Raw genomic sequence first — 22054 nt, 5'->3', positions numbered from 1 at the left:
CTAAGGAAAAAAGTGTCCAAGCGCATCGAAGTCAACGACCTCAACGTCTACTACGGCAGCTTCCGCGCCGTCGAGGGCGTGTCGCTCACCATCGAGCCCCGCACCGTCACGGCGTTCATCGGACCGTCGGGATGCGGCAAGTCGACCTTCCTCCGCACGCTGAACCGCATGCACGAGGTGATCCCGGGCGCGTACGTCGAGGGCGAGGTGCTGATCGACGGCAACAACCTCTACGGCACGGGCGTCGACCCGGTGCTCGTGCGCCGCCAGGTGGGCATGGTGTTCCAGCGTCCCAACCCGTTCCCGACGATGAGCATCCGCGACAACGTGCTCGCCGGCGTGAAGCTGAACAACCGGCGGATGTCGAAGAGCGAGGCCGACGACCTGGTCGAGAAGTCGCTCCAGGGCGCCAACCTGTGGAACGAGGTCAAGGACCGTCTCGCCCTCCCGGGCTCCGGCCTCTCCGGCGGCCAGCAGCAGCGGCTCTGCATCGCCCGTGCGATCGCCGTCTCCCCCGACGTGCTGCTGATGGACGAGCCGTGCTCCGCCCTCGACCCGATCTCGACGCTGGCGATCGAGGACCTGATCGAGGAGCTCAAGAACGACTACACGATCGTCATCGTGACCCACAACATGCAGCAGGCCTCGCGCGTCTCGGACCGCACCGCGTTCTTCAACATCGCGGGCACCGGCAAGCCGGGCAAGCTCATCGAGTACAACGACACGAACCTGATCTTCTCGAACCCGACGGTCCAGGCGACCGAGGACTACGTGTCCGGCCGGTTCGGTTGATCCGCAGCCGCTGAACGACGAAGACCCCGCGACACGATGTCGCGGGGTCTTCTCGTTGGCGGGCGAGTCGACGGGCGCGCGGATCGGCGTGGGGCGCCGACGCGGGTCAGGAGGCTATGGCCACGATGGGGGCGGTGGTCGGCTTATCCGAACCGCCCCGGGGCTCCACGGTGACGCCGACGGTGTCCCCGGCGGCCATCTCGCCGGTGAGGACGCGCCAGGTCGAACCCGTCGACGCCGGCTGCATCGTGCCGGCCGGGGTTGCCTGGCCGTCGCGGATGTACCAGAGCTCGTAGGTCTTGTCGGCCGGGAGGTCGGGGAGGTCGTTCGCCACCAGAGCGGACCGGCCCAGCTCGCCCGACCAGACCAGTGTCGCGGTGCCGCCGCCGGAGACGGGCGCGGTCGCCCGCTGCACGTCCGGGGCGGCGTTGATCTCGGCCAGGGCGGACGCCTGCTGCGACTGGTACGAGTTGGACCCGGACAGCGACGAGCCGACGAACGCTCCGCCGATGAACAACACGACGGCGGCCGCGGCGGCGGCGAGGATGAGTCCGGGACGCTGGAACCAGCGGCGCTGCGCGGCGCGCTCGGCGGGGCCGGGCTGCGGGGTGTCGGCGGTCGGGGTGTCGGCGGTCGGGGCGGGAAGCGGCGCGACGGGCGCCGGAGCGGAGGGAGCGGCGGGCTCGGCGGCCTCCGGAAGCGTTGTGGGCGCAGGTGCGGCGGGCGCCGCATCCTGAGCCGGCAGCTGCGGGGTGCTCGCGAGCTGCGCGAACAGGGCGGCCTTGAGCTCGGGACGCGGCTCCACCGGCTCCGTGGAGAGGGCGAGCTGGGCGGCGACCTCCTCGAAGGCGCGGGCCTCCGGCTCGTCGTCGGCTCCCAGCCGGAAGCCGAGGCGGGTGTCGCCTCGGTCGTGCTCGTCGGTCATGTCGTCACCCCCAGTTCCTGTCGCAGCCGTATCATCGCATCGCGTAGCCGAGTCTTGGCTGTGCCTAACGGGATCCCGAGCTCGGCAGCCACCTCGGACTGGCTGAGGCCGCCGTAGTAGGCCAAGGTGACGGCCTTCCGCTGCGGTTCGCTCAGCTTCGCCATGGCCACCTCCACCCTCTCGTGCTCGACCCGGACCTCCACGGTCTCGGCCACCTCGTCATAGGCGGTCGGCAGGTCGCGGATGCCCACGGCGGTGTCCCGGTCCCGCGACGCCTGGGACGCGCGGATCCGATCCACGGCGCGTCGATGGGCCATGGTCAGGATCCACGTCTGCGCTCGACCCTTATTCGGATCGAAACGCGAAGCGGATTGCCACGCCTCGAGGTAGATCTCCTGCACGACCTCCTCGGACTGCGCGGGGTCGATCAGCAGGCGGCGGACCAGCCCGAGGACGCGCGAGGCGGTGGCATCGTAGAAGGTCGAGAAGGCCGCCTGGTCGCCGGTGGCGGTGCGGACGAGGAGCGCGTCGAGATCGACCGCAGGGGCGTCCTCCACGTCGTCTCCGCTCATCCGGTCTGTCGTTCCTCCGGCGAGTGCCCTCCGACAGATGAGTGCCGGGCCGCAGAACGCCCTCTCGGCGCGAGGCCGCTCGGAGCGGCTAGTTTTGGAGCCCGGGGTTACTGCGGCCCGGCGACATCCAGTGTACAGGAGGGCTCCCGGCCGTCCGTCGGCGTGGCGTTCGCGGGCCGAGAACGGCGGATGCGGCGCGGGGGTTGACGGGACCGGAGGCGCTGTTGCGGCCGCAGCCGGCCGTCGCCGCGTCAGTCGAGGGAGCCGGACCGCCAGAGGCGTGCGCATGCCGTCAGTTCCTCGGCGGTGCGGGTGAAACGGAGCGCCCGGGTCGTCAGCTCGCTGGCGCGCTCCGGGTCGAGGATGTCGCGGTCGTCGGCGACGGAGGCGGCACCGGCGGCGGCCACCCGGCAGAATGCGGCAGCGCGGTCGAGCGCGACGGCGAAGTCGCCCTCGAAAAGGCCCCGCAGGATCCGATCCGCAAGCTCGGTGATCTCCGCGGGCCCGGCCGGGGTCGGCGCGCCCGCGACCGCGGCGTCGATCGACTGCAGCACCTCGGTGCCGCGCTGGTAGAGGTACGCGGTGCCCTCCGCATCCTGACGGATGAGCAGCCGCAGCAGGTAGATGCGCCACAGTGCGCCGGGGAGGCTCTTCGCGTTCGACCGCGACCACAGCTCGGCGAGGGCGTCGATGCCGTGCTCGTCCGTGAAGGCGACCAACCGGTCCACGATCGCGGGGTCCGGATCCTGCCGCACCCGGGCGAGCAGCGCCTGGGCCGTCTCGTGGGCGACTCGGCTGATCTGCGCGGGGTCCTCTCCCCCCAGGAACGCCTCGAACATGCCGCTGGTGAACAGCGCGGGCTTGTGGAACCGATCCGACATCCCCCCATTCTGCCCCCGTGAACCGGCCACCTGAATCCACGCTAGATTGGAGGTGAGGGCCTGTAGCTCAGTTGGCAGAGCATCGGACTTTTAATCCGCGGGTCGTGGGTTCGAGCCCCACCGGGCCCACCCTCTTCTGGTCGAGTGGCGCCTTGCGCTCGGTCGGCCCCGCGCGTGCCGCACGATCGTCGGAGAACGGGTCCCAAATCTCCGACACAGGGCCTTGGGGATGGAGATTCCGGCCGAGGCGGGTGAGATCTCCGACGGACGGTCGCGGATCTCCGACGGACGGTCGAAGACCTCCGACGGAAGGCCCCGGACAGCCGCGTAGGCCCGTGGCGGCGGGTCAGGCGATGCCGGTCACGCGGGCGCGCTCGAGCACGTAGCCGACGGCGACCGCGCCGGCGATGCTCAGCATCACCGGGACCAGCAGCTCGGGGCCCTGGCCGGTGAACTCCATCGTGAGGAGCAGGGCGGTCAGAGGGGCGCGCATCGTGACCGCGAGGAACGCCGCCGCACCGATGAGGGCGAAGGCGGGAAGTTCGGCGCCCGGCCAGAGCAGGTTCCAGGCGGCGCCGCCGGCGAGGCCGAGGCCGGCGCCGATCGCCAGCGACGGGGTCAGGGTGCCGCCGGCGGCGCCCGCGCCGATCGTCGCGAGGGTGGAGCCGGCCTTGACGATGGTGGTGAGCAGGATGAGCAGCACCGGCACCGAGGCGGCGAACGCGAGCTGACCGAGCGCGCGGCCGTTGCCGAGGATCGCGGGGAGCCAGAGCGACACCACCCCGACCGCTACGAAGGTCAGCGGCATGACGATCAGGATGCGCCACGACTCCGGCCGGTGATCCTGGAGGAAACGGACCGCCCGGACGAAGCCGACGGCCGCGAAGCCGATCAGGGGTCCGGCGAGCACGGACCACACCACGACCGTGACGGACAGGTGCAGTTCGGGCAGCTGGTACAGGGGGTTCGACGGGACGACGACCCGGGCGACCAGGGCCGCGATCGCCGAGGTCGCGAACGCGGGCAGAACGGTCGCGAAGCTGACCTCGGCGAGCAGGATCTCGACCGCGAAGACCGCCCCGCCGAATGGGACGTTGTAGACGGCCGCGAGACCCGCTCCGGCGCCGCAGGCGACCAGGATGCGCCGCTCCCGCGCCGACACCCCCGCCCGTTCAGCCAGCCACCCGGCCCAGAGCGCGCCCACCTCACGCGGGGCCACCTCCCGGCCGATGGATGCGCCCAGCCCGACGATGACCACCTGCAGGGCCGCATTGGCGAGCGTGACGAAGGGCGGCATCCGGCGGCCCTCCACCGACTGCTCGACGGAGACGATCGCGTGCTCCGGGACGCGGCGGCCCCACCGCCGCAGCAGCCACCAGCCGACGGCGCCGATCACGCCGGCCACGGCGAGCGCCACCACCCGGTTGACCGGCGGGGCGTCGAGGAGACCCTCGTACAGGTCGCCCTCCGAGGAGCCGAAGGCGAGGTGCTGCAGGGCGTGCAGGCCGAGGTAGACCAGCACTCCGCCGATGCCCGCCCCGACGCCGACGAGCGCGGTGACGACGACGAGCCGGGCCAGCCACTGCGGTGTGGCGGGTCGCGGGATGCGCCGGGCGGAGGACACGGGCCCAGCGTATCGGGAGGCGCGGCCGGGCTCGTGCGCGGTGAATCCGGCAACGAAGAGTTAACCGGTCCCGGCTACGGTGATCGCGTGACCCCATCCCTCCGCGAGCCGCGGGAACTCGGCGCGACCGTTCCGGCTGTGCCGAACGTGACCGCGCCCGCCGGCGCGCCCGCTGTCGCGGAGCCGAGCGGACCGGCGGCCGACACCGCGCCGGTCACCGCGCCGGCGTCACGAAACGCGGGTGGCCGCGTCCTCTCTCGTGAGATGACCGCCCGATCGATCGCCCGGCGGCTCGGGCCGCCGCTCGGTGCGCTGGTCGCGGGCTGCGTCGCGGCCTGCCTGCTGCTGAACGCGGCGCTCGGCATGGAGTTCCCGCTCTTCTCCGAGGCCTCCGCCGAACGTGGACGCGACTGCACGGCGATCGCCAGCGCGCGGCACGCCCTGGATGCGACGCTGCAGGCGCGCCTGCCGCTGCGCGCGCCGGACGCGGAAGCGGCGCAGGCGATCCGGTCGGCGGTCGCGGCGTTCCGCGCCCGGACGGAGGACCTGGCGACCGACTCCGTTGTCACGGCCCTCGGACCGGTGCGCGGCAGCCTCAGCGCCCTGTCGGACAGCGTGAGCGCCTACGCGGCGGCTCCGTCCGCATCCATGGCCGACGACACGATGGTGGAGCAGGCCTCGGACGCCGTGCACCAAGCCTGGCAGGGATCGATCGCGCGCGTCTGCGCCTGACCGCGCTGCCGCACCCGGTCGAGCCGGATCGGGGCGAGGCGGATCGGGTCGAGCCGCACCGGGTCAAGCCGGATGCGGTCGAGCCGGATCAGCTGCCGACGAGCGCCCCGACCTGCAGCAGCGACACGGTGTCCGTGGTGCACGCCGTCGCGCCGTCGTACTTGATGAACAGGGATTCCGTCGATCCTGGCGGGTAGACGCGGAAGCCGTCGGCGGGCTGCGGCTTGCAGTCGGCCTCCGGGTAGTTGAGCGCCTGGGTGATCCGCAGCGGCGCCTGCGCGGTTCCGCCCGGCTGCAGGACGACGGTGGGATGCGGGGTGCTGCGGTCGAAGTCGGCCGGCTTGCCGAGCTGCGTGCCGTTGCCGTCGCCCACGAACGAGACGCCGGGCCAGCCCTGCAGCGAGCACTCTGTGCTGCCGTTGTTGGTGAGGACGATCGTCACCTCGACGCTTCCGGCCGCTCCCCCGCCTCCCTTGCCGATCGTGCCGGTCAGGTCCGCGGTGTCGCACTGGCCCTCGATCGGGACGGCCGTCGTCGTGCCGGTCGGTCGCGGCGACGTCGACGGGGTCGTGGAGGTGGATGCGGAAGCGCTGCCGGTCGTCGGTGCGGAGTTCGGCGTCCCGCATCCGGTGACGACGAGGGCGAGCGCGACGGCGAGGCCGGCGGAGGCGGCGGCGCGGAGGGTCCAGTTCCCGGTCATGCGCCCATCCCATCACGGCAGAGGGCCCGACGGCGGCGGACCCGCCGCAGGACCGCTGGAGGAGGCGCCTGGCAGGATGGTTGCATGACGGCACTCGGCTCCTGGCTCGCACGGTGGTGGACGATCGGGGTGCCCGCCATCGGCGTCGTAGTCCTGGTCGCGTTCTGGGCGGTGGAGCTGAACGGATTCGCGGTCGGCCTGATCGCGGTGGTGCTCGCCGGGACGGTGCTCGCCGCCGTTCAGCACGCGGAGGTGGTGGCCCACCGGGTCGGCGAGCCGTTCGGATCGCTGGTGCTGGCGGTCGCGGTCACGATCATCGAGGTCGCGCTCATCGTCACCCTCATGACCACGGGCAAGGATTCGCCGGAACTCGCCCGCGACACCGTGTTCTCGGCGGTGATGATCACGATGAACGGGATCGTCGGGCTCTCGCTGCTGCTCAGCGCATCCCGGCGGGAGTCGACGGCCTTCAACGCCCAGGGCAGCGGGGCGGCCCTCGCCACGGTGACGGCGCTCGCGACGCTGACGATGGTGCTGCCGAGCTTCACGTCCGCGCCCGGGCCGGTCTTCTCCGGGCCCCAGCTGGTGTTCGCCGCCATCGCATCCGTCGCGCTGTACGGGATGTTCGTCTTCACCCAGACAGTCGCGCACCGGGACTTCTTCCTGCCGGTCGGGAGCAAGGGGCAGCCGCTCGCCGAAGACGACCACGCCGCGGCGCCGTCGAACCGCACCGCGTGGATCAGCGTCGCGCTGCTGCTCGTGTCGCTCGTCGCGGTCGTGGGACTCGCCAAGCTGGAGTCGACGCCGATCGAGCGGGCGGTCACTGCGATCGGGCTGCCGCAGTCGTTCGTCGGCGTCGTGATCGCTCTGCTGGTGCTGCTCCCGGAGGGCATCGCGGCCGCGAAGGCGGCGAACCGCAACCGCACCCAGACGAGCCTGAACCTGGCGCTCGGCTCGGCCATGGCGAGCATCGGGCTCACCATCCCCGCCATCGCGGTCGCCTCGATCTGGCTGCCGGGCGCGCTGCACCTCGGGCTCGGGTCGAGTCAGATCGTGCTGCTCATCCTGACGGTGCTGGTCAGCATCCTCACGATCGTGCAGGGGCGCGCCGTGCGGCTGCAGGGCGGCATCCACCTCGTGCTGTTCGCGGCGTTCATCTTCCTGTCGATCGCGCCGTAGCGGGGGCGGGGGCGACATTCGTCACGAATGTCGCGTTCGGTGGGGCGAGAGGCGACATTCGGCACGAATGTTCACGGGCGGGGCGGGCGGCACGGCGGCGACATTCGTCACGAATGTCGCGTTCGGTGGGGCGAGAAGCGACATTCGGCACGAATGTTCACGGGCGGGGCGGGCGGCACGGCGGCGACATTCGTCACGAATGTCGCTGGTGGCGGGGCGAGAGGCGACTTCGGCACGAATGTGGCGGCGCAGAGACAGCATTCGGCACGAATGTGGGGGGCGGCGCGGGGGCGCGCGGCGCGCGTCAGCGCCGCGCGGTCGCGGCGTCGAAGAGGGCGGCGACCGCCAGGCGCGCCGCCTCGGGCGTGCCGCCGCGCATCGCGGCGCTGGCCGAGGCGCCGTCGAAGAGCAGCGTGAGCTGCACGGCGAGCGTGTGCGGGTCGTGCGCGCCGGCGGCCGTCGCCTGCCGCTCGAAGTACGCGGTCAGCTCCTCCTTGTAGTGGCGGGCCACGATGGCGGCGGGATGCTCGCGGTCGCGCAGCTCGGTCGCCACGTTGACGAAGGGGCAGCCGAAGAAGTCGTCCGCCTCGGCTGCGCTGTGCAGCGCGTCGAACACGTGGAGGACCCGCTCGCGCGGCGTCCCCTCGTCATCGGGGGCGAAGTAGCCCGCGACGACCTGCGGACCGTACGCCTCGAGCATCGCGGCGACCACGCCGTCCTTGCCGTCGAAGTGCTGGTACAGCGAGCGCTTCGACACCTCCGCCTCCTGCGCAAGACGGTCGACCCCGACCGCGTTGACCCCGTCGCGCATGAACAGCCGGGCCGCGGCGGCGAGAACGCGGTCGCGCGGCTTCGGCTTGACGGGGGTCACAGTGCTGGTCATGCCCCGATTCTACGGAACGGCTTGCACAAAGTAAACCGATCTGTGTACATTGAGTCCCGTCGCCGATACACAGATCGGTTTACTTTTGGAAGGAACCCTCATGACGGACATCACCGGACGCGTCGCCCTCGTCACCGGCGCCAACCGCGGCCTCGGCGCCGCCTTCGTCGCCGAGCTGCTCGAGCGCGGCGCCTCGAAGGTCTACGCCGCCGCCCGCCGCCCCGGCTCGGTGGAGTCGGACGATCCCCGCGTCGTCCCTCTCGAGCTCGACGTCACGGACCCGGAGAGCATCGGCCGTGCGGCGTCCATCGCGACGGACGTCAGCATCCTTGTGAACAACGCCGGGATCGCGGTGAACCAGTCGCTCGTCAGCGGCGACCTCGAGGAGATCCGCCGCGAGCTCGACACGAACTTCTGGGGTCCGGTGCTGGTCACCCGTGCCTTCAGCCCGATCCTCGAGGCGAACGGCGGCGGCGCGATCGTCAACATGCACTCCGCACTCAGCTGGCTGGGCGTCGGCTCGTACAGCGCATCGAAGGCCGCTCTGTGGTCGGCGAGCAACTCGGTCCGCGTCGACCTGGCGCCCGCGGGCATCCAGGTCGTCGGCGTCCACGTCGGCTACGTCGACACCGACATGGCCGCCGACGTGACCGCCGACAAGGTGCCGCCGCAGCAGGTCGTCGAGGAGGCGCTGGACGCCGTGCAGAACGACGAGGCGGAGGCCGTGGTCGGTGACACCGCGCGCTACGTGAAGTCGCACCTCCACGAGGACGTCCGCGTGCTCTACCCCCAGCTGGCCAGGTAGGCCTCCCCGCCGAATCCCTCCGGCCGGATGCCCCAGTTCAGCGTCCAGGTCTCGCCCGGCTGCAGGATGCGGAGCCCGCGTCCCGAGTTGAGCGCGTTCGCCGGGGCGGTCATCGGCTCGATCGCGAGGGCCACCCCGCCGGGCTTCGTCGCGAACTTCCGGTGCGTGAAGACCTGCACGTACCGGAAGTCGTCGTCGCCCCACAGCACGACGCGGCGCCCGTCGTCGGCCGCGAGGGCGTGCTCCACCGGACCCTCCGGCAGGTCCGCGAACCCGGTGTCGAGGTCCAGGTCGCTGACCCGGCGGCCGGCCGACAGGTCGTAGTCGGTGCCCGCCACCGGCGTCTCGCCGGTGACGTTGCTCCGGTCGTCCACCTCGAACCGCGTGCGGGCGGCGACCGTGACCGTCAGCTGCTCGGGCGGCACATCCGCGATCCGCAGGTAGGGATGCGCGCCGACCGCGACTGGGGCCGGAGTGTCGCCGACGTTCGCGATGGAGTGCGTGACCGTCATCCCCTCGGTGTGCAGCTCGTGCATCACCGTCGTGTCGAGCAGGAACGGGTACCCCGGCTCGGGGTAGATCGTCGCGGTCTGCGTCACCGTCGAGTCCGAGCGGTCGACCAGTTCGTAGGGCCGGCGGCGCAGCAGGCCGTGGATGGCGTTCCGCTTCGCCGGCTCGGTCAGGTCGAGCTGCAGCGTCTCGCCCTCGTGCTCCCAGCGTCCGTCGGCCACGCGGTTCGGCCAGGGCACGAGCACGATCCCGCACGCGGACGGCGGCTGGGCCTCTGCGGGATACGGCTCGGTCAGGTCGGATTCGGCGAACCGCAGCGAGCGGATGCCGGCCCCCACCTGCACGATGGTGGCGCTCAGGTCGCCGAAGTCGAGTTCGTACTGTTCACCGGTCGCGGGTCGCATGGGACCAGGGTAGGCCTCAGGCCACGACCACCGGGAGACCGGCATCCCGAAGCGCCCGAACGTCGTCGCCGGACGCCGATCCGCCCGTCACGAGCTCGGCCACCTCATCCACCGCGGCGATGCGCCCCACGTGCGTGCGGCCCAGCTTGCTGCCGTCGGCCACGACGACGGCGCGCTCGGCCGAGTGCAGCATCGCGCGCTTGAGGTCGGCCTCCGGGAGGTTCACGTTCGTGATTCCACCGGTGGGATGCACGCCCGTGCAGCCCAGAAACGCCACGTCGGCGTGCACCCGGCCGAGCAGCACGGACGCGAGCGGCTCCACGAGCGAGTGCTGCAGCGGGCGCAGCGTCCCGCCGGTCACGACCACCTCGAAGCGCGGGATGGCGCGCTCCAGCTCCAGCGCGATCGTCAGTCCGTTGGTGATGACGGTGACGCCCTCGAGGTCTTCACGCTCGACCAGCGCCCGTGCGATCGCCGCCGTCGTGGTGCCGACGTCGAGCAGGACGCTGCTGCCGGGGACCACCATCGCCGCGGCGGCCTCGCCGATTCGGCGCTTCTCATCGGCCGACGACTCCAGCGCCTCCTCGAAGCTCGGCTCGCGCACGCCGGCGGTGCGCAGCACGGCGCCGCCATGGACCCGGCGGATGCTCTGCTCGCGGTCCAGCGCATCCAGATCGCTGCGCACCGTCACATCCGACACCTGGAACGCCTCGCTCAGGTCCGCGACGCGCGCGAACCCCGCCCGCCCGATCAGGTCGAGCATCCGTTCGCGGCGGAGCGCGGCGGGCAGCGGTTCGCTCATGCACCCATGCTGGAGCGCTTCCGAATCCTTGTCAATACGAAAGCAGAAGCGGTATCCTCGCTTTCGGAAACGAAAGGATGGCATGGCTGCGATCACGAAGCGCCCCACCCGTCTCGCCGACGGCCGGGAGCTCATCTACTACGACGACGCGGACACGACGCTGAGCCCGGAGCGCAAGCCCGACCTCCGTGAGCCGGCACCGCGTCCCGCCACGGCGACCATGCGTCAGGACCCCCTCACCGGCGAGTGGGTGTCGATCGCGGCGGCACGCCAGAACCGCGTCATGCTGCCGCCGGCGGAACTCGACCCGCTCGCCCCCGCCAGCCCGACCAATCCCTCCGAGATCCCCGACCTCTACGACGTCGCGGTGTTCGAGAACAAGTCGCCGTCGTTCGGGCCGCTGCTCGAAGACGGCAACGCGCCGGAGGGGCTCGACGACCTGGCCGCCGTGGGCCTCGGCCGCACGCGCACCTCCGTCGGCCGCTGCGAGGTCGTCTGCTTCAGCCCGGCGACCACCGGAGCGTTCGGCAGTCTGACGCCGAGCCGCGCCCGCACCGTGATCGAGGCGTGGGCGGACCGCACCGCCCAGCTCTCCACGCTGCCCGGCGTGCGGCAGGTGTTCCCGTTCGAGAACCGCGGGGAGGCGATCGGCGTCACCCTGCACCACCCGCACGGCCAGATCTACGCCTACCCGTACATCACGCCGCGGACCACCGCGCTGCTCCGCTCGCTCGACGCGTACGGACCCACGCTGTTCGCCGACATCCTGGAGCGTGAGCGGGCGTCGGAGCGCGTCGTGCTGTCCGGCGAGCACTGGACGGCCTTCGTGCCGTTCGCCGCCCGCTGGCCGATCGAGATCCACGTGCTCCCCCACCGCCACGTCGCCGACCTGGCCGAGACGAGCCCCGAGGAGCGGGACGAGCTCGCGACGTTCTACCTGCGCGTGCTGCGCGGCGTGGACGCGCTCTACGACTCCCCCACCCCGTACATCGCCGCGTGGCACCAGGCGCCCGTCGGCGTGCGGCGCGACGAGATCCGGCTCATGCTGCAGATCACGTCGCCACGGCGCGGCGCGGATAGGCTGAAGTTCCTGGCCGGCTCGGAGTCGGCCATGGGCGCCTGGATCGGCGACATCCCGCCCGAGCAGGCGGCCGTCGCCCTCCGCGAGGCCGTCGAGCGCGCCGACCGCGAGAACCCGGTCGGCGAGCTGCCCGTCACCGTCTCCGGACTGGTGACGGTCGATCAGGCCGACAGCGCATCCACCCCCGACCGAGAGGCTGACCGATGACCGACCTGCGCACCGGCGTCCGCGACGACTTCGCCGAGGTGTTCGGCCGCGAGCCCGACGGGGTGTGGTCCGCGCCCGGCCGTGTGAACCTGATCGGCGAGCACACCGACTACAACCTCGGCTTCGTGCTGCCGCTCGCCATCAACCGCCGGACGGTCGCCGCCGTCGGCGCCCGCGAGGACCGGGTCGTCCGCGTCGGCAGCACGTTCGCCGACGAGCTGGTCGAGGTTCCGCTCGACGCGCTCACGCCGGACGCGCTCAGCGGCTGGTCCGCCTATCCGCTCGGGGTCGCCTGGGCGCTCGGCGAGTTCGGCGCCGACCTGGCCGCGGTGCCGGGCGTCGACATCCTGATCGACTCGAACGTGCCCGTCGGCGCCGGCCTGTCGTCGTCGGCCGCCATCGAGAGCGCCGTCGCGGTCGCGCTCAACGAGCTGTGGCGGCTCGGACTCGACCGGCGCACCCTGGCGCGCGTCGGACAGCGCGCCGAGAACGTGGCCGTTGGCGCGCCGACCGGAATCATGGACCAGTCCGCGTCGCTGCTCGGCGAGCGCGACGCCGCGGTCTTCCTCGACTGCCGCTCGCTGGAGTCGCAGATCGTCCCGCTCGGGCTCGAGGATGCGGGGCTCGAGCTCCTCATCATCGACACCGGCGTGGCCCACGCGCACGCGACGGGCGGGTACGCCGACCGCCGGGCATCCTGCGAGGAGGGCGCCCGCATCCTCGGCGTCGAGTCGCTCCGCGATGTCGCGGTCGGCGACCTGGACCGCGCCCGCGAGCTCATGGACGACGTGACGTTCCGCCGCGTGCGGCACGTCGTCACGGAGGACCAGCGCGTGCTCGACACCGTCCGCACGCTGCGCGAGCAGGGGCCGCAGGCGATCGGCGCGCTACTCGACGCCTCCCACGTCTCCATGCGCGACGACTTCGAGATCTCGGTGCCCGAACTCGACCTCGCCGTCGAGACAGCGCAGGCGAACGGCGCGATCGGCGCCCGGATGACGGGTGGCGGCTTCGGCGGCTCCGCAATCGCTCTCGTGCCGACGGACGCCGTCAGCCGCGTGCTCGTGGCCCTCGACGGAGCGTTCGCCGAGCACAGCTTCGGTCAGCCGGAGATGTTCACCGTTCGCGCATCGGAGGGTGCGCTGCGCGAGAGCTGAGATCCGTTCACCTGCACGTCACCCGGTGCGTGGAGGATGTGACAGGTGAGCGAACAGCGGATGAACGAGCCCGACGTGCTCTGGCTCGACCCGGACACCGTCCAGCTGCGGCAGCCCAAGACGTCGCACTGGGAGGCGCCCTTCCTGTACCTGCTGTTCGGGCGGGAGCGGGCGCTGCTCATCGACACCGGCGCCACCACCGACGAGCAGCAGTTCCCGCTGCGCGCGACGGTGGAGCGGCTGATCGCCGAATGGCTGCGGCGGAACCCCGTGGTGTTCCTCCGCCCGTACCCGCTGGTCGTCGCGCACTCGCACGCGCACCGCGACCACATCGCGGGGGATGCGCTGCTGCGCGACCGGCCCGGCACCACCGTCGTCGGCACCAGCCCGGCGGAGGTGATCGGATTCTTCGGATTCCGCTCGTGGCCGGATGAGACGGTCGCGTTCGACCTGGGCCGTCGCGTCGTCGACGTGATCGGCGGGCCGGGGCACGAGCCGTCGGCGGTGGTGTTCTTCGATCGTGCGACGGGCATCCTGTTCACCGGGGACACCGTGCTGCCCGCGCGGCTGTACGTGCGGGACCTGGCGCAGTTCCGCTCCACGATCGAGCGGCTGATCCGGTTCCGCGACGACCCGACCGCCCCGGTGCGCGAGCTGCGCGGTGCGCACATCGAGATGTCGACGGACCCCGGCGTGGACTACCCGGCCGGGACGGTCGACCAGCCCGACGAGGCGGAGCTGGCGTTGCGCCCGCGCATCCTCGACCGCGTGCTCTCCGCCCTCGACGAACTGCGCGGGACGCCCGGCGAGCGCGTCGTCCGCCGCCGCTTCATCGTCGTCCTCGACCGCTGACGCCCTCCGCCCCTCCGCTCCTCCGCCCCTCCGTCGAGTACACGAAAAGTGCACGCCCGCACGGCGCGTCGCGTGCACTTTTCGTGTACTCGACGGTGGGCGAAGGCGGTCAGGGGGTGACGGGGGTGGGGGTGCCGTGGGTGAGGGCGACTAGCTCGTCGAAGGTGGTCGGGAAGACGGTGTGGGCGTGGCCGGCGGCGGCCCAGATCTCGGGGTAGCCGGCGAGAGCGACATCCACCACGGTGCGGAGCGGCGCGGGGTGGCCGAGCGGGGCGACGCCGCCGATCGTCTGGCCGGTCGCGGCCTTGACGGTCTCCGGGTCGGCGCGGCAAATGCGGCCGCCGAGACGCTCCCCGAGGAACGCGGTGTCGACGCGGTGCGCGCCGGACGTCATCACGAGCAGCGGCTCGCCGTCGAGGGTGAAGACGAGCGAGTTGGCGATCGCGCCGACCTCGACACCGAGTTCCGCCGCTGCGGCTGCGGCCGTCGGCGTGGCCGTCTCGAACCAGCGGACGCGCGGCTCGACGCCCGCATCCAGCAGGGCCGCCTCGACGCGCTCCACCGCCGGATGCGGGCGAGCGGTCTCGCTCACGCCAGCTCCCGCTCGGCGGACTCCACGACGTTCTGCAGCAGCAGGGCCCGCGTCATCGGGCCGACGCCACCGGGGTTGGGCGACACCCACGCGGCCACCTCGGCCACCTCGGGTGCGACATCGCCCGCGACGACGCTCTTGCCGGTCACCGGGTCCTCGACGCGGCTGACGCCCACGTCGAGCACGACGGCGCCCGGCTTCACATTGTCCGCGGTCACGAGGCCCGCGACACCCGCCGCGGCGACGATGATGTCCGCGCGCCGCAGATGCTCGTCGAGGTCGTGCGTCCCGGTGTGCGTCAGCGTCACGGTCGCGTTGTACTCGCGCCGCGTGAGCAAGGCGCCGATGGACCGCCCGACGGTGACGCCGCGGCCGACGACCACGACATCCTTGCCCCGGATGTCGATGCCGTGACGCAGCATCAGCTCGATCACGCCGCGCGGCGTGCACGGCAGCGGCGAGGTGATCGGGCGGTTGACGTTCAGCACGAGGCGGCCGAGGTTCGTCGGGTGCAGCCCGTCCGCATCCTTCGCCGGGTCGACCAGCTCCAGGATGGCGTCGGTGTCGAGGTGGCCGGGGAGCGGCAGCTGCACGATGAAGCCGGTGCAGTCGGGGTCCGCGTTCAGCTCCTCGACGACCGCCTCGAGCTCGGCCTGCGAGATGTCGGCGGGCAGGTCGCGGCGGATGGAGGCGATGCCCACCTCCGCGCAGTCGCGGTGCTTGCCGGCGACGTACCACTGCGAGCCCGGGTCGTCGCCGACGAGAATCGTGCCGAGCCCCGGGACGATCCCCTTCTCGCGGAGCGCGCTGACGCGCTCCTTCAGCTCCGACTTGATCTCGGCGGCGGTCGCCTTCCCGTCCAGAATCTGTGCGGTCACGCGCATTCCTTCCATCTGTTCCTCACTTAATCCGTGTTCCGGGCGCGAAACAGCGGATTACGTGAGGAAGCGATTGTTGCGGGCGGGTCAGATCGAGGAGGGGAGCTCGACCGGGAAGCCCTCCTGGCCGGACGGGGTCAGGCCGGGGTAGAGCGGGAAGGCGGCGGTCAGGGCGTCGACGCGCGCGCGGAGGGCGCGGGTGTCGGCGCCGGGACGCAGCGCGAGCGCGATGATGTCGGCCACCTCGGTGAACTCGGTGTCGCCGAAGCCGCGGGTCGCGAGCGCCGGCGTGCCGATGCGGAGGCCGGAGGTGACCATCGGCGGGCGCGGGTCGAACGGCACCGCGTTGCGGTTGACCGTGATGCCGACCTCGTGCAGCACGTCCTCCGCCTGCTGGCCGTCGAGCTCCGAGGTGCGGAGGTCGGCGAGCACCAGGTGCACGTCGGTGCCGCCGGTGAGCACGTCCACGCCGGCGGCGCGGGAGTCCTCGGCGGTCAGGCGCTCGGCGAGGAGCTGCGCGCCGCGGATGGTGCGGGCCTGGCGGTCCTTGAACTCCTCGGTGGCGGCGAGCTTGAACGCGGTCGCCTTCGCGGCGATCACGTGCATGAGCGGTCCGCCCTGCTGGCCGGGGAAGACGTTCGAGTTGAGCTTCTTCGCGAGCTCGGTGTCGCGGCTGACGATGAAGCCGGAGCGCGGTCCGCCGATCGTCTTGTGCACGGTCGAGCTGACGACGTCCGCGTACGGGACGGGAGACGGGTGCAGGCCCGCGGCGACGAGACCGGCGAAGTGCGCCATGTCGACCCAGAGCTTGGCGCCGACCTCGTCCGCGATCTCGCGGAACGCCGCGAAGTCGAGCTGGCGCGGGTAGGCGGACCAGCCGGCGATGATCACCTGCGGCTTGTGCTCGAGCGCCTTGTCGCGCACGACGTTCATGTCGACGAGGAACGTCTCCGGGTCGACGCCGTAGGAGACGGCGTTGTAGAGCTTGCCCGAGAAGTTGAGCTTCATGCCGTGGGTCAGGTGGCCGCCGTGCGCGAGCTCCAGGCCCAGGATGGTGTCGCCCGGCGTCGCGATGGCGGACAGCACCGCCGCGTTGGCGGATGCGCCGGAGTGCGGCTGGACGTTGGCGTACTCCGCGCCGAAGAGGGCCTTGGCCCGGTCGATCGCCAGCTGCTCGGCGATGTCGACGTACTCGCAGCCGCCGTAGTAGCGGCGGCCGGGGTAGCCCTCCGCGTACTTGTTGGTGAGCACCGAGCCGACCGCTTCGAGCACGGCGCGCGGCACGAAGTTCTCGGAGGCGATCATCTCGAGGTAGTCGCGCTGGCGACCGAGCTCGAGCTGCAGCACCTCCGCGATCTCGGGGTCGACCTCCGCCAGTGGGGCGGTGAACGTCGAGGGGAGGGTATCGGTCATTGCCGGCTCCTTCATACAGGGATGGACCTATCCGTAGCGACCCAGGCGCGCGGCCGCATCCATCCGTGTTCTCGAGATACCGTGTCGCTCCCCGATGGTGACCATCTGAGCGCCAGTCGCGACGCGCCAAGCATAGCAAAGGGAGCGACCGGCGGAACCTCTGCCAGTTTGTCAGGAGCCCTGCGATACTCGCTGTGGCCGACCCTCGTGGGGCGGGCGACGTCGGCCTCCTCCGTTCTCATCAGACCCTGAGGAGTGCCCTGTGGTCGTGCCCCGCCCTGTCCGCACCGATCAGTCGGACGCGTCCCCCTTCGTGCTGGGCGACGCCGCACGGATCAGCGTCGCCGGTCCGGGTGCGGATGCGGTCGCCCGGCTGCTCGCCGAGGCGCTGGCCGTCGGGTTCGGCCACGAACCACACATCGTCGACGAACCGCCGGCGTACGGCGACATCGCGATCGTGATCGCGCCGGGCGAGGGGCCGCACGAGGACGGCTCGGACAGCGCCGAGGGCTACACCCTGGAGGTCGCCGCCGAGGGCGTCCGCATCGGGGCGGCCACCCCGGCCGGCGCGTTCTGGGGCGTCCAGACGCTGCGGCAGCTGCTGCCCGCGGCGCAGGAGGGCCAGCTGATCGCGGTCGACGCCCAGCGCATCCACGACCACCCGCGCTACGCCTACCGCGGGGCGATGCTGGATGTGGCGCGCCACTTCTTCACGCCCCCCGAGGTCCGGCGCTTCATCGACGCGATCGCGCTGCTCAAGGTCAACCGCCTGCACCTGCACCTCACCGACGACCAGGGCTGGCGCCTCCACATCGAGTCCTGGCCCGAGCTCTCCCGGATCGGCGGCTCGACGGGCAGCGACGGGAGCCGCGGCGGCTTCTACACGCAGCAGGAGTACCGCGAGCTGGTGCGATACGCCGCCGGCCGGCACATCACCGTGGTGCCCGAGATCGACATGCCGGGCCACACCAACGCCGCGCTCGCGTCGTATCCCGAGCTGAACCCGGACGGCATCGCCCCCGCCCGATACACCGGCTCGGAGGTCGGCTTCAGCACGCTGCAGACCGGCGACCCGACCACCGAGCGCTTCGTGCGCGACGTCGTCCGCGAGGTGGCGGCGCTGACGCCCGGCCCGTACCTGCACATCGGCGGGGACGAGTGCCTCAGCACCCCGGAGGCGGACTTCGTCGCGTTCGCGAACCACGCGGCCGCCGAGGTTGCCCGGAACGGGAAGACGCCGATCGGATGGCACGAGCTCGGCAAGGCGGACGCCCTGCCCGCGGGCACGATCGGCCAGTACTGGGACTTCACGACGCCGCGCGATCGGGCGGCCGAGCGCGCGCTCACCTTCGCGCGCGGCGGCGGCGCGCTCATCCTGTCGCCGTCCGACGCCGCCTACCTCGACATCGTCTACGAGGACGGCGACCCGATCGGCCAGGACTGGACCGGCTCCCCCACGACCCTCGCCCGCTCGTTCGGCTGGGACCCGGCGCGCGTCGTGCCCGGCGTGGGCGACGCGCACATCCTGGGCGTCGAGGCGCCGCTGTGGACCGAGACCGTCGCGACGATCGAGCAGGTGGAGGACATGGTGCTCCCCCGCCTCGCGGCCATCGCCGAGATCGGCTGGTCGACGGCCCCCGCCGACACGGAACCGGTGGAGGCGGCACGCGACCTGCCCGACTTCGTCGAGCGCGTCGCCCGGCTGTCCGAGCACTGGGATGCGGCGGGCACGCACTACCGCGCGGTACCCGAGGTGCCGTGGCCGCAGCGCGTCGACTCCTGACCGGCGCGCCTGCTCCGACGGCGCAGACGCCGGCGCCCCGCGGCGCCGCCCCGCGCGCCGCCCCGCGGCTCAGGGGTAGCCGATGAACCAGAGCAGCACGAGCGCCACCGGCTGCAGCGCGATGCAGGCGATCAGCGTGGCCTTGCGCGCGCGGCGGCTGCGGGTGAGCCCCCTGGCCCCGGCGAGCGGGGCGAGCGGCAGCAGGAGGCGGAAGGTGCTCTGCTGCGGCAGGAAGACGGCGAACAGGTAGAGGCCGTAGCTGGCCGCGTATGCGACCATGTCCGTGCCCAGCGCCCGCACCGACGGCCGGGTGAGGATCCACGTGTAACCGGCGACGATGCCGATGACGATGAGGGCGCCCAGGATGCTGAGGTAGCGCCAGCTGAGCAGGAACCACGGGGTCAGCGGGATGAACGCGACCTTGCCGATGAAGCCCGTCCACCAGGAGAGCTCGGTGCTCACGTACGCGTCGCCCGTGCCGGTGACCGCCGCCGCGATGATCGGCCAGGACATCCCGGCGAGCGCCATCACCCCGCCGGCGACGAGCATGGACATCCGCTCCCGCGGGCGGAACCCCTCGCCGCCGCGCCGCGCCTGCAGCATCCGGAACAGCAGCACGATGCCGAGCGCGAGCGGCAGGGCGAGCGCCCCCGGCCGCGTGAAGGCCGCCGCCACCCCGAACGGCATCATCAGCCAGTACCGCCGCTGGATCATGGCGAGCAGCGCCGCGAACATCAGGAAGAAGAACATGCTCTCCGCGTAGCTGATCTGCAGCACGAACGAGAGCGGGTTGAAGCAGAAGAACGCCGTCGCCCAGAACGCGCTGGAGACGCCGGCGCGGGCCGCCACCAGACGGAACAGCACGACGCTCGCGGCCGCGCCGAAGACCAGGGCGACGGCGAACCCGGCCGGGTAGAAGCTGAGGCCGGTCACGAACATCAGTGCGCGCACCACGATCGGGAAGAGCGGCAGGAACGCCCACGGGTTCTGCTGCACCGACCCGTCCGCGTCGAGCGGCAGCGAGGTCGGGTAGCCCTGCTCCACGATCTGGCTGTAATACGAGCCGTCCCACGACCCCGAGAACGTGAAGAAGGTGGGGTCCATCCGAGGGCTCGCGAAGTCCCAGTGCAGCGCCGTCGCCGTGATGAAGAGCGCCAGCATCAGCGTCGTCGTGAGGAGGCGGGAGACCGCATAGAGCACCAGCACGGCCGCCCACCACGGCACCTCGCGCCCGGCGATCCGCAGCCGGCGTGGGACGCGGAGCGGGGCAGCCGTGAGGGCCGGCCGCCTCGTGCTCGTCGTACCCGCTGTCATCGTTCCATCCGTGAGGTCGCTCCGGAGCCAGCTCCGGCAGATTTCGCCTCTTGGATGGTACCCGTCACCGCCGGCCCCCGGGACGGGTTGACTCCGGCCGCTACTTGACGCTGCCGGCCGTGAGCCCTCCCACCAGGCGCTTCTCGATGAGCATGAACAGGATGACGACGGGGATGACCGCGACCACCGACACCGCGAAGACGTACTGCCAGGCGGCGTCGTACTGGCCCACGAACTTCGTGAGCGCCACGGAGAGCGGCTGGTTGGCATCCGTCGACAGGATCACCAGGCTCGCCGCGAACTCGTTCCACGACGCGACGAAGGTGTAGATGATCGCCGTCACGATGCCCGGCCAGACCAGCGGCAGCTGCACCCGGAACAGCACCGTCCACTTGCCCGCGCCGTCGAGCTGCGCGGCCTCGTCGATCTCCTTCGGCACGCCGGAGAAGAAGCTGTGCATGATCCAGATCGCGAACGCCAGGTTGAAGGCGGCGTTCACGAGGATCATCGCGAGCCAGGTGTCGTTGATCCCGAGAGCGACCATCTCCTTGAAGAGGCCGGTCGCGAGCACGGTCGGCTGCAGCATCTGCGTCACGATCACGAGGAACAGGAAGATCCCGCGTCCCGGGAACCGGAACCGCGCGGTGTAGTACGCCGCCGGCACGCAGACCACGAGCACCAGCGCCGTCGCGAACACCGCGATCACGATGGTCGAGATCAGGTTGTACGGCAGCGGCGTCTCCGGGGTCGACCACATCGTGAGGTAGTTCTCGGGATGCCACTGCTCGGGCAGGTAGGTCGGGGGGACGGCCAGGATGTTGTTCCGGCTCTTGAACGAGCCGACGAGCATGATCAGGTACGGCGCGATGAAGACGAGCGCGATGACGATGCCCGCGATCACCTTGACGACGGTGCGCCCGGGCGACCCGGACCCGCCCGCACGGCGGCGGCGGGGTGTCGGGGCTCCGGCGAGCGCGACGGGGGCCGGTGCGGTCACGAGACCTCCTTCATCGGCTTGACGATCCACAGGTAGAGGCCCACCACGACGAGCACGATCAGGAAGTTGATCACGCTGAGGGCGCTGGACAGGTCGATCCGCTGCTCGTTCTGCAGCAGCTTGAACACGTAGGTGGTGGTCGTGTCCGCCTTGTAGCCGGGGATGGACCCGGTCATGAGCTTCAGGATGGGCAGCGAGTTGAAGACGTTGATGATGTTGATCAGCGTCGCGAGCGCGATGGCGTTCCGCAGGTTGGGCAGCGTGACGCTGAAGTAGGAGCGCAGGGCGCTCGCGCCGTCCACCTTCGCGGCCTCGAGCATGTCGCCCGGGATGCCGGCGAGCCCGGCCAGGATCGTGTACGTCGTGAACGGCAGCGAGACGAACACCGCGATGCCGATCGACGAGATGAAGGCGGGCAGCGGCTCCTTGGTGAACCCGAAGGGCTCCGCGATCAGGTGGATGTCGACGAGGAACTTGTTGATGATCCCGTAGAAGGGGTCGAGGCCGTAGACGAACACGGTGGTGGTCATCACGACGCTCGCCGCCCACGGGACGATGATCGCCATCCGCACCCACCGGCGGCCGGGGAAGTTCTTGTCGAGGAACTGGGCGAGGGCCAGCGAGATCACCACGGTGATGACGACGACGGAGACCACCCAGACCAGGGAGTTGATCAGGATGCCGGGAAGTTCCGGCCGCGAGAGCACCGTGATGTAGTTCTGCAGGCCGACGGATCCGTGGTCCACGCCGGCGATCGAGATCTTCCGGGTGGAGTTGTAGACCATGTAGCCGGCCGGGAACAGCACGACGCCGACGATCAGGATGAGGGCGGGCAGCGTCCACGGCACGGCGCGCCACAGGTCGGCTGCGCCTCCGGGACTCTTCGGTGCCTTGGGGGGCTTGGGGGACTCCCCGCGGCGGGGACGGCCGGTGGCCGCCCCCGCGCGGGTCGCTTCAGCAGTGCGGGTCAT

Annotated in this window: 22 protein-coding genes, 1 tRNA gene and 1 riboswitch; of the genes, 9 read left to right on the top strand and 14 right to left on the bottom strand. The window is 71.5% G+C overall.

The genetic code is table 11. The features are described 5' to 3' along the window. Positions 1-12: 12 nt before the first annotated feature. Positions 13-792 (top strand): phosphate ABC transporter ATP-binding protein PstB, encoded by a 780-nt coding sequence (gene pstB, locus ACTJI1_RS03305; RefSeq protein ID WP_440741531.1) that lies wholly within the window; start codon positions 13-15, stop codon positions 790-792. A gap of 106 nt (positions 793-898) precedes the next feature. On the opposite strand, the gene ACTJI1_RS03300 is transcribed toward pstB, so the two are convergent. From ACTJI1_RS03300 to ACTJI1_RS03290, 3 genes are all read right to left on the bottom strand, one after another. After that, complete coding sequence (locus ACTJI1_RS03300; protein WP_440741530.1) at positions 899-1717, bottom strand: anti-sigma factor; 819 nt, start codon at positions 1715-1717, stop codon at positions 899-901. Then, positions 1714-2289, bottom strand: coding sequence for an ECF RNA polymerase sigma factor SigK (gene sigK, locus ACTJI1_RS03295; RefSeq protein WP_310130723.1), 576 nt, complete (start codon positions 2287-2289; stop codon positions 1714-1716). The genes ACTJI1_RS03300 and sigK overlap by 4 nt, the downstream gene beginning before the upstream one ends. Positions 2290-2540: 251 nt before the next feature. After that, positions 2541-3170, bottom strand: a complete 630-nt coding sequence (locus ACTJI1_RS03290) for a DNA-directed RNA polymerase subunit beta (protein ID WP_310130725.1) — start codon at positions 3168-3170, stop codon at positions 2541-2543. 56 nt (positions 3171-3226) lie between these two features. On the opposite strand from ACTJI1_RS03290, the gene ACTJI1_RS03285 reads away from it, so the two are divergent. After that, a tRNA-Lys gene (locus ACTJI1_RS03285) sits at positions 3227-3299 on the top strand. 217 nt (positions 3300-3516) lie between these two features. On the opposite strand, the gene ACTJI1_RS03280 is transcribed toward ACTJI1_RS03285, so the two are convergent. Then, positions 3517-4794: a chloride channel protein gene (locus tag ACTJI1_RS03280; protein WP_310130739.1), complete on the bottom strand. Its 1278-nt coding sequence runs from the start codon at positions 4792-4794 to the stop codon at positions 3517-3519. Positions 4795-4881: 87 nt separating this feature from the next. Here ACTJI1_RS03280 and ACTJI1_RS03275 point away from each other — a divergent pair, with 87 nt between their 5' ends. After that, positions 4882-5526 (top strand): transporter, encoded by a 645-nt coding sequence (locus ACTJI1_RS03275; protein WP_440741529.1) that lies wholly within the window; start codon positions 4882-4884, stop codon positions 5524-5526. An 88-nt stretch (positions 5527-5614) separates the two neighbouring features. Here the strand turns inward: ACTJI1_RS03275 and ACTJI1_RS03270 are convergent, their stop codons facing one another. After that, positions 5615-6226, bottom strand: a complete 612-nt coding sequence (locus ACTJI1_RS03270; protein WP_440741528.1) for a DUF4232 domain-containing protein — start codon at positions 6224-6226, stop codon at positions 5615-5617. Positions 6227-6310: 84 nt separating this feature from the next. Between ACTJI1_RS03270 and ACTJI1_RS03265 the strand changes: the two genes are divergently transcribed. After that, on the top strand, positions 6311-7405 hold the full coding sequence (locus ACTJI1_RS03265; protein WP_310130748.1) for a calcium:proton antiporter: 1095 nt from the start codon (positions 6311-6313) through the stop codon (positions 7403-7405). Between the two features lie 304 nt (positions 7406-7709). Here ACTJI1_RS03265 and ACTJI1_RS03260 read toward each other — a convergent pair whose 3' ends face one another. Continuing rightward, positions 7710-8288, bottom strand: a complete 579-nt coding sequence (locus ACTJI1_RS03260; RefSeq protein WP_440741527.1) for a TetR/AcrR family transcriptional regulator — start codon at positions 8286-8288, stop codon at positions 7710-7712. 100 nt (positions 8289-8388) lie between these two features. Between ACTJI1_RS03260 and ACTJI1_RS03255 the strand changes: the two genes are divergently transcribed. Further along, positions 8389-9093 (top strand): SDR family oxidoreductase, encoded by a 705-nt coding sequence (locus ACTJI1_RS03255; RefSeq protein ID WP_440741526.1) that lies wholly within the window; start codon positions 8389-8391, stop codon positions 9091-9093. Here the strand turns inward: ACTJI1_RS03255 and ACTJI1_RS03250 are convergent. Both ACTJI1_RS03250 and ACTJI1_RS03245 read right to left on the bottom strand, forming a co-directional pair. After that, on the bottom strand, positions 9072-10007 hold the full coding sequence (locus tag ACTJI1_RS03250; RefSeq protein WP_440741525.1) for an aldose 1-epimerase family protein: 936 nt from the start codon (positions 10005-10007) through the stop codon (positions 9072-9074). The two genes, ACTJI1_RS03255 and ACTJI1_RS03250, sit on opposite strands and share 22 nt — an antisense overlap. A 16-nt stretch (positions 10008-10023) precedes the next feature. Further along, on the bottom strand, positions 10024-10809 hold the full coding sequence (locus ACTJI1_RS03245) for a DeoR/GlpR family DNA-binding transcription regulator (RefSeq protein WP_440741524.1): 786 nt from the start codon (positions 10807-10809) through the stop codon (positions 10024-10026). 82 nt (positions 10810-10891) lie between these two features. Between ACTJI1_RS03245 and galT the strand changes: the two genes are divergently transcribed. From galT to ACTJI1_RS03230, 3 genes are read left to right on the top strand one after another with little or no spacing between them, the layout of a single operon-like run. Beyond that, positions 10892-12097 (top strand): galactose-1-phosphate uridylyltransferase, encoded by a 1206-nt coding sequence (gene galT, locus ACTJI1_RS03240; protein ID WP_440741523.1) that lies wholly within the window; start codon positions 10892-10894, stop codon positions 12095-12097. After that, positions 12094-13254 (top strand): galactokinase, encoded by a 1161-nt coding sequence (galK, locus tag ACTJI1_RS03235; RefSeq protein WP_440741522.1) that lies wholly within the window; start codon positions 12094-12096, stop codon positions 13252-13254. Before galT ends, galK begins: the two co-directional genes overlap by 4 nt. 45 nt (positions 13255-13299) lie before the next feature. After that, positions 13300-14106 carry an MBL fold metallo-hydrolase gene (locus tag ACTJI1_RS03230; protein ID WP_440741521.1) on the top strand — a complete coding sequence of 269 codons (807 nt, stop codon included), beginning with the start codon at positions 13300-13302 and terminating at the stop codon, positions 14104-14106. Between the two features lie 109 nt (positions 14107-14215). Here the strand turns inward: ACTJI1_RS03230 and ACTJI1_RS03225 are convergent, their stop codons facing one another. The 3 genes from ACTJI1_RS03225 to glyA form a co-directional block, all read right to left on the bottom strand. Beyond that, positions 14216-14698, bottom strand: a complete 483-nt coding sequence (locus tag ACTJI1_RS03225) for a YbaK/EbsC family protein (RefSeq protein WP_440741520.1) — start codon at positions 14696-14698, stop codon at positions 14216-14218. Further along, positions 14695-15576: a bifunctional methylenetetrahydrofolate dehydrogenase/methenyltetrahydrofolate cyclohydrolase gene (locus ACTJI1_RS03220; protein ID WP_440741519.1), complete on the bottom strand. Its 882-nt coding sequence runs from the start codon at positions 15574-15576 to the stop codon at positions 14695-14697. Before ACTJI1_RS03220 ends, ACTJI1_RS03225 begins: the two co-directional genes overlap by 4 nt. Before the next feature lie 87 nt (positions 15577-15663). Further along, positions 15664-16989: a serine hydroxymethyltransferase gene (glyA, locus tag ACTJI1_RS03215; protein ID WP_310130765.1), complete on the bottom strand. Its 1326-nt coding sequence runs from the start codon at positions 16987-16989 to the stop codon at positions 15664-15666. A 32-nt stretch (positions 16990-17021) separates the two neighbouring features. Next, positions 17022-17119, bottom strand: a riboswitch (ZMP/ZTP riboswitch). A 132-nt stretch (positions 17120-17251) separates the two neighbouring features. Here glyA and ACTJI1_RS03210 point away from each other — a divergent pair. Next, positions 17252-18772 (top strand): beta-N-acetylhexosaminidase, encoded by a 1521-nt coding sequence (locus tag ACTJI1_RS03210; RefSeq protein ID WP_440741518.1) that lies wholly within the window; start codon positions 17252-17254, stop codon positions 18770-18772. Positions 18773-18841: 69 nt separating this feature from the next. Here the strand turns inward: ACTJI1_RS03210 and ACTJI1_RS03205 are convergent, their stop codons facing one another. The 3 genes from ACTJI1_RS03205 to ACTJI1_RS03195 form a co-directional block, all read right to left on the bottom strand. Continuing rightward, positions 18842-20086 (bottom strand): hypothetical protein, encoded by a 1245-nt coding sequence (locus ACTJI1_RS03205; protein WP_440741517.1) that lies wholly within the window; start codon positions 20084-20086, stop codon positions 18842-18844. 100 nt (positions 20087-20186) lie between these two features. After that, positions 20187-21083 carry a carbohydrate ABC transporter permease gene (locus ACTJI1_RS03200; RefSeq protein ID WP_440741516.1) on the bottom strand — a complete coding sequence of 299 codons (897 nt, stop codon included), beginning with the start codon at positions 21081-21083 and terminating at the stop codon, positions 20187-20189. Then, positions 21080-22054, bottom strand: a complete 975-nt coding sequence (locus ACTJI1_RS03195) for a carbohydrate ABC transporter permease (RefSeq protein WP_440741515.1) — start codon at positions 22052-22054, stop codon at positions 21080-21082. Before ACTJI1_RS03195 ends, ACTJI1_RS03200 begins: the two co-directional genes overlap by 4 nt.

Origin of the sequence: Leifsonia sp. 22587 (genome assembly GCF_052044215.1) — a bacterium.
In the GTDB taxonomy this organism is placed as follows: Bacteria; Actinomycetota; Actinomycetes; order Actinomycetales; family Microbacteriaceae; genus Leifsonia; species Leifsonia shinshuensis_C.
Note: the sequence above shows the minus strand (reverse complement) of the source record. Positions and strands in the feature narration are given on the sequence as shown.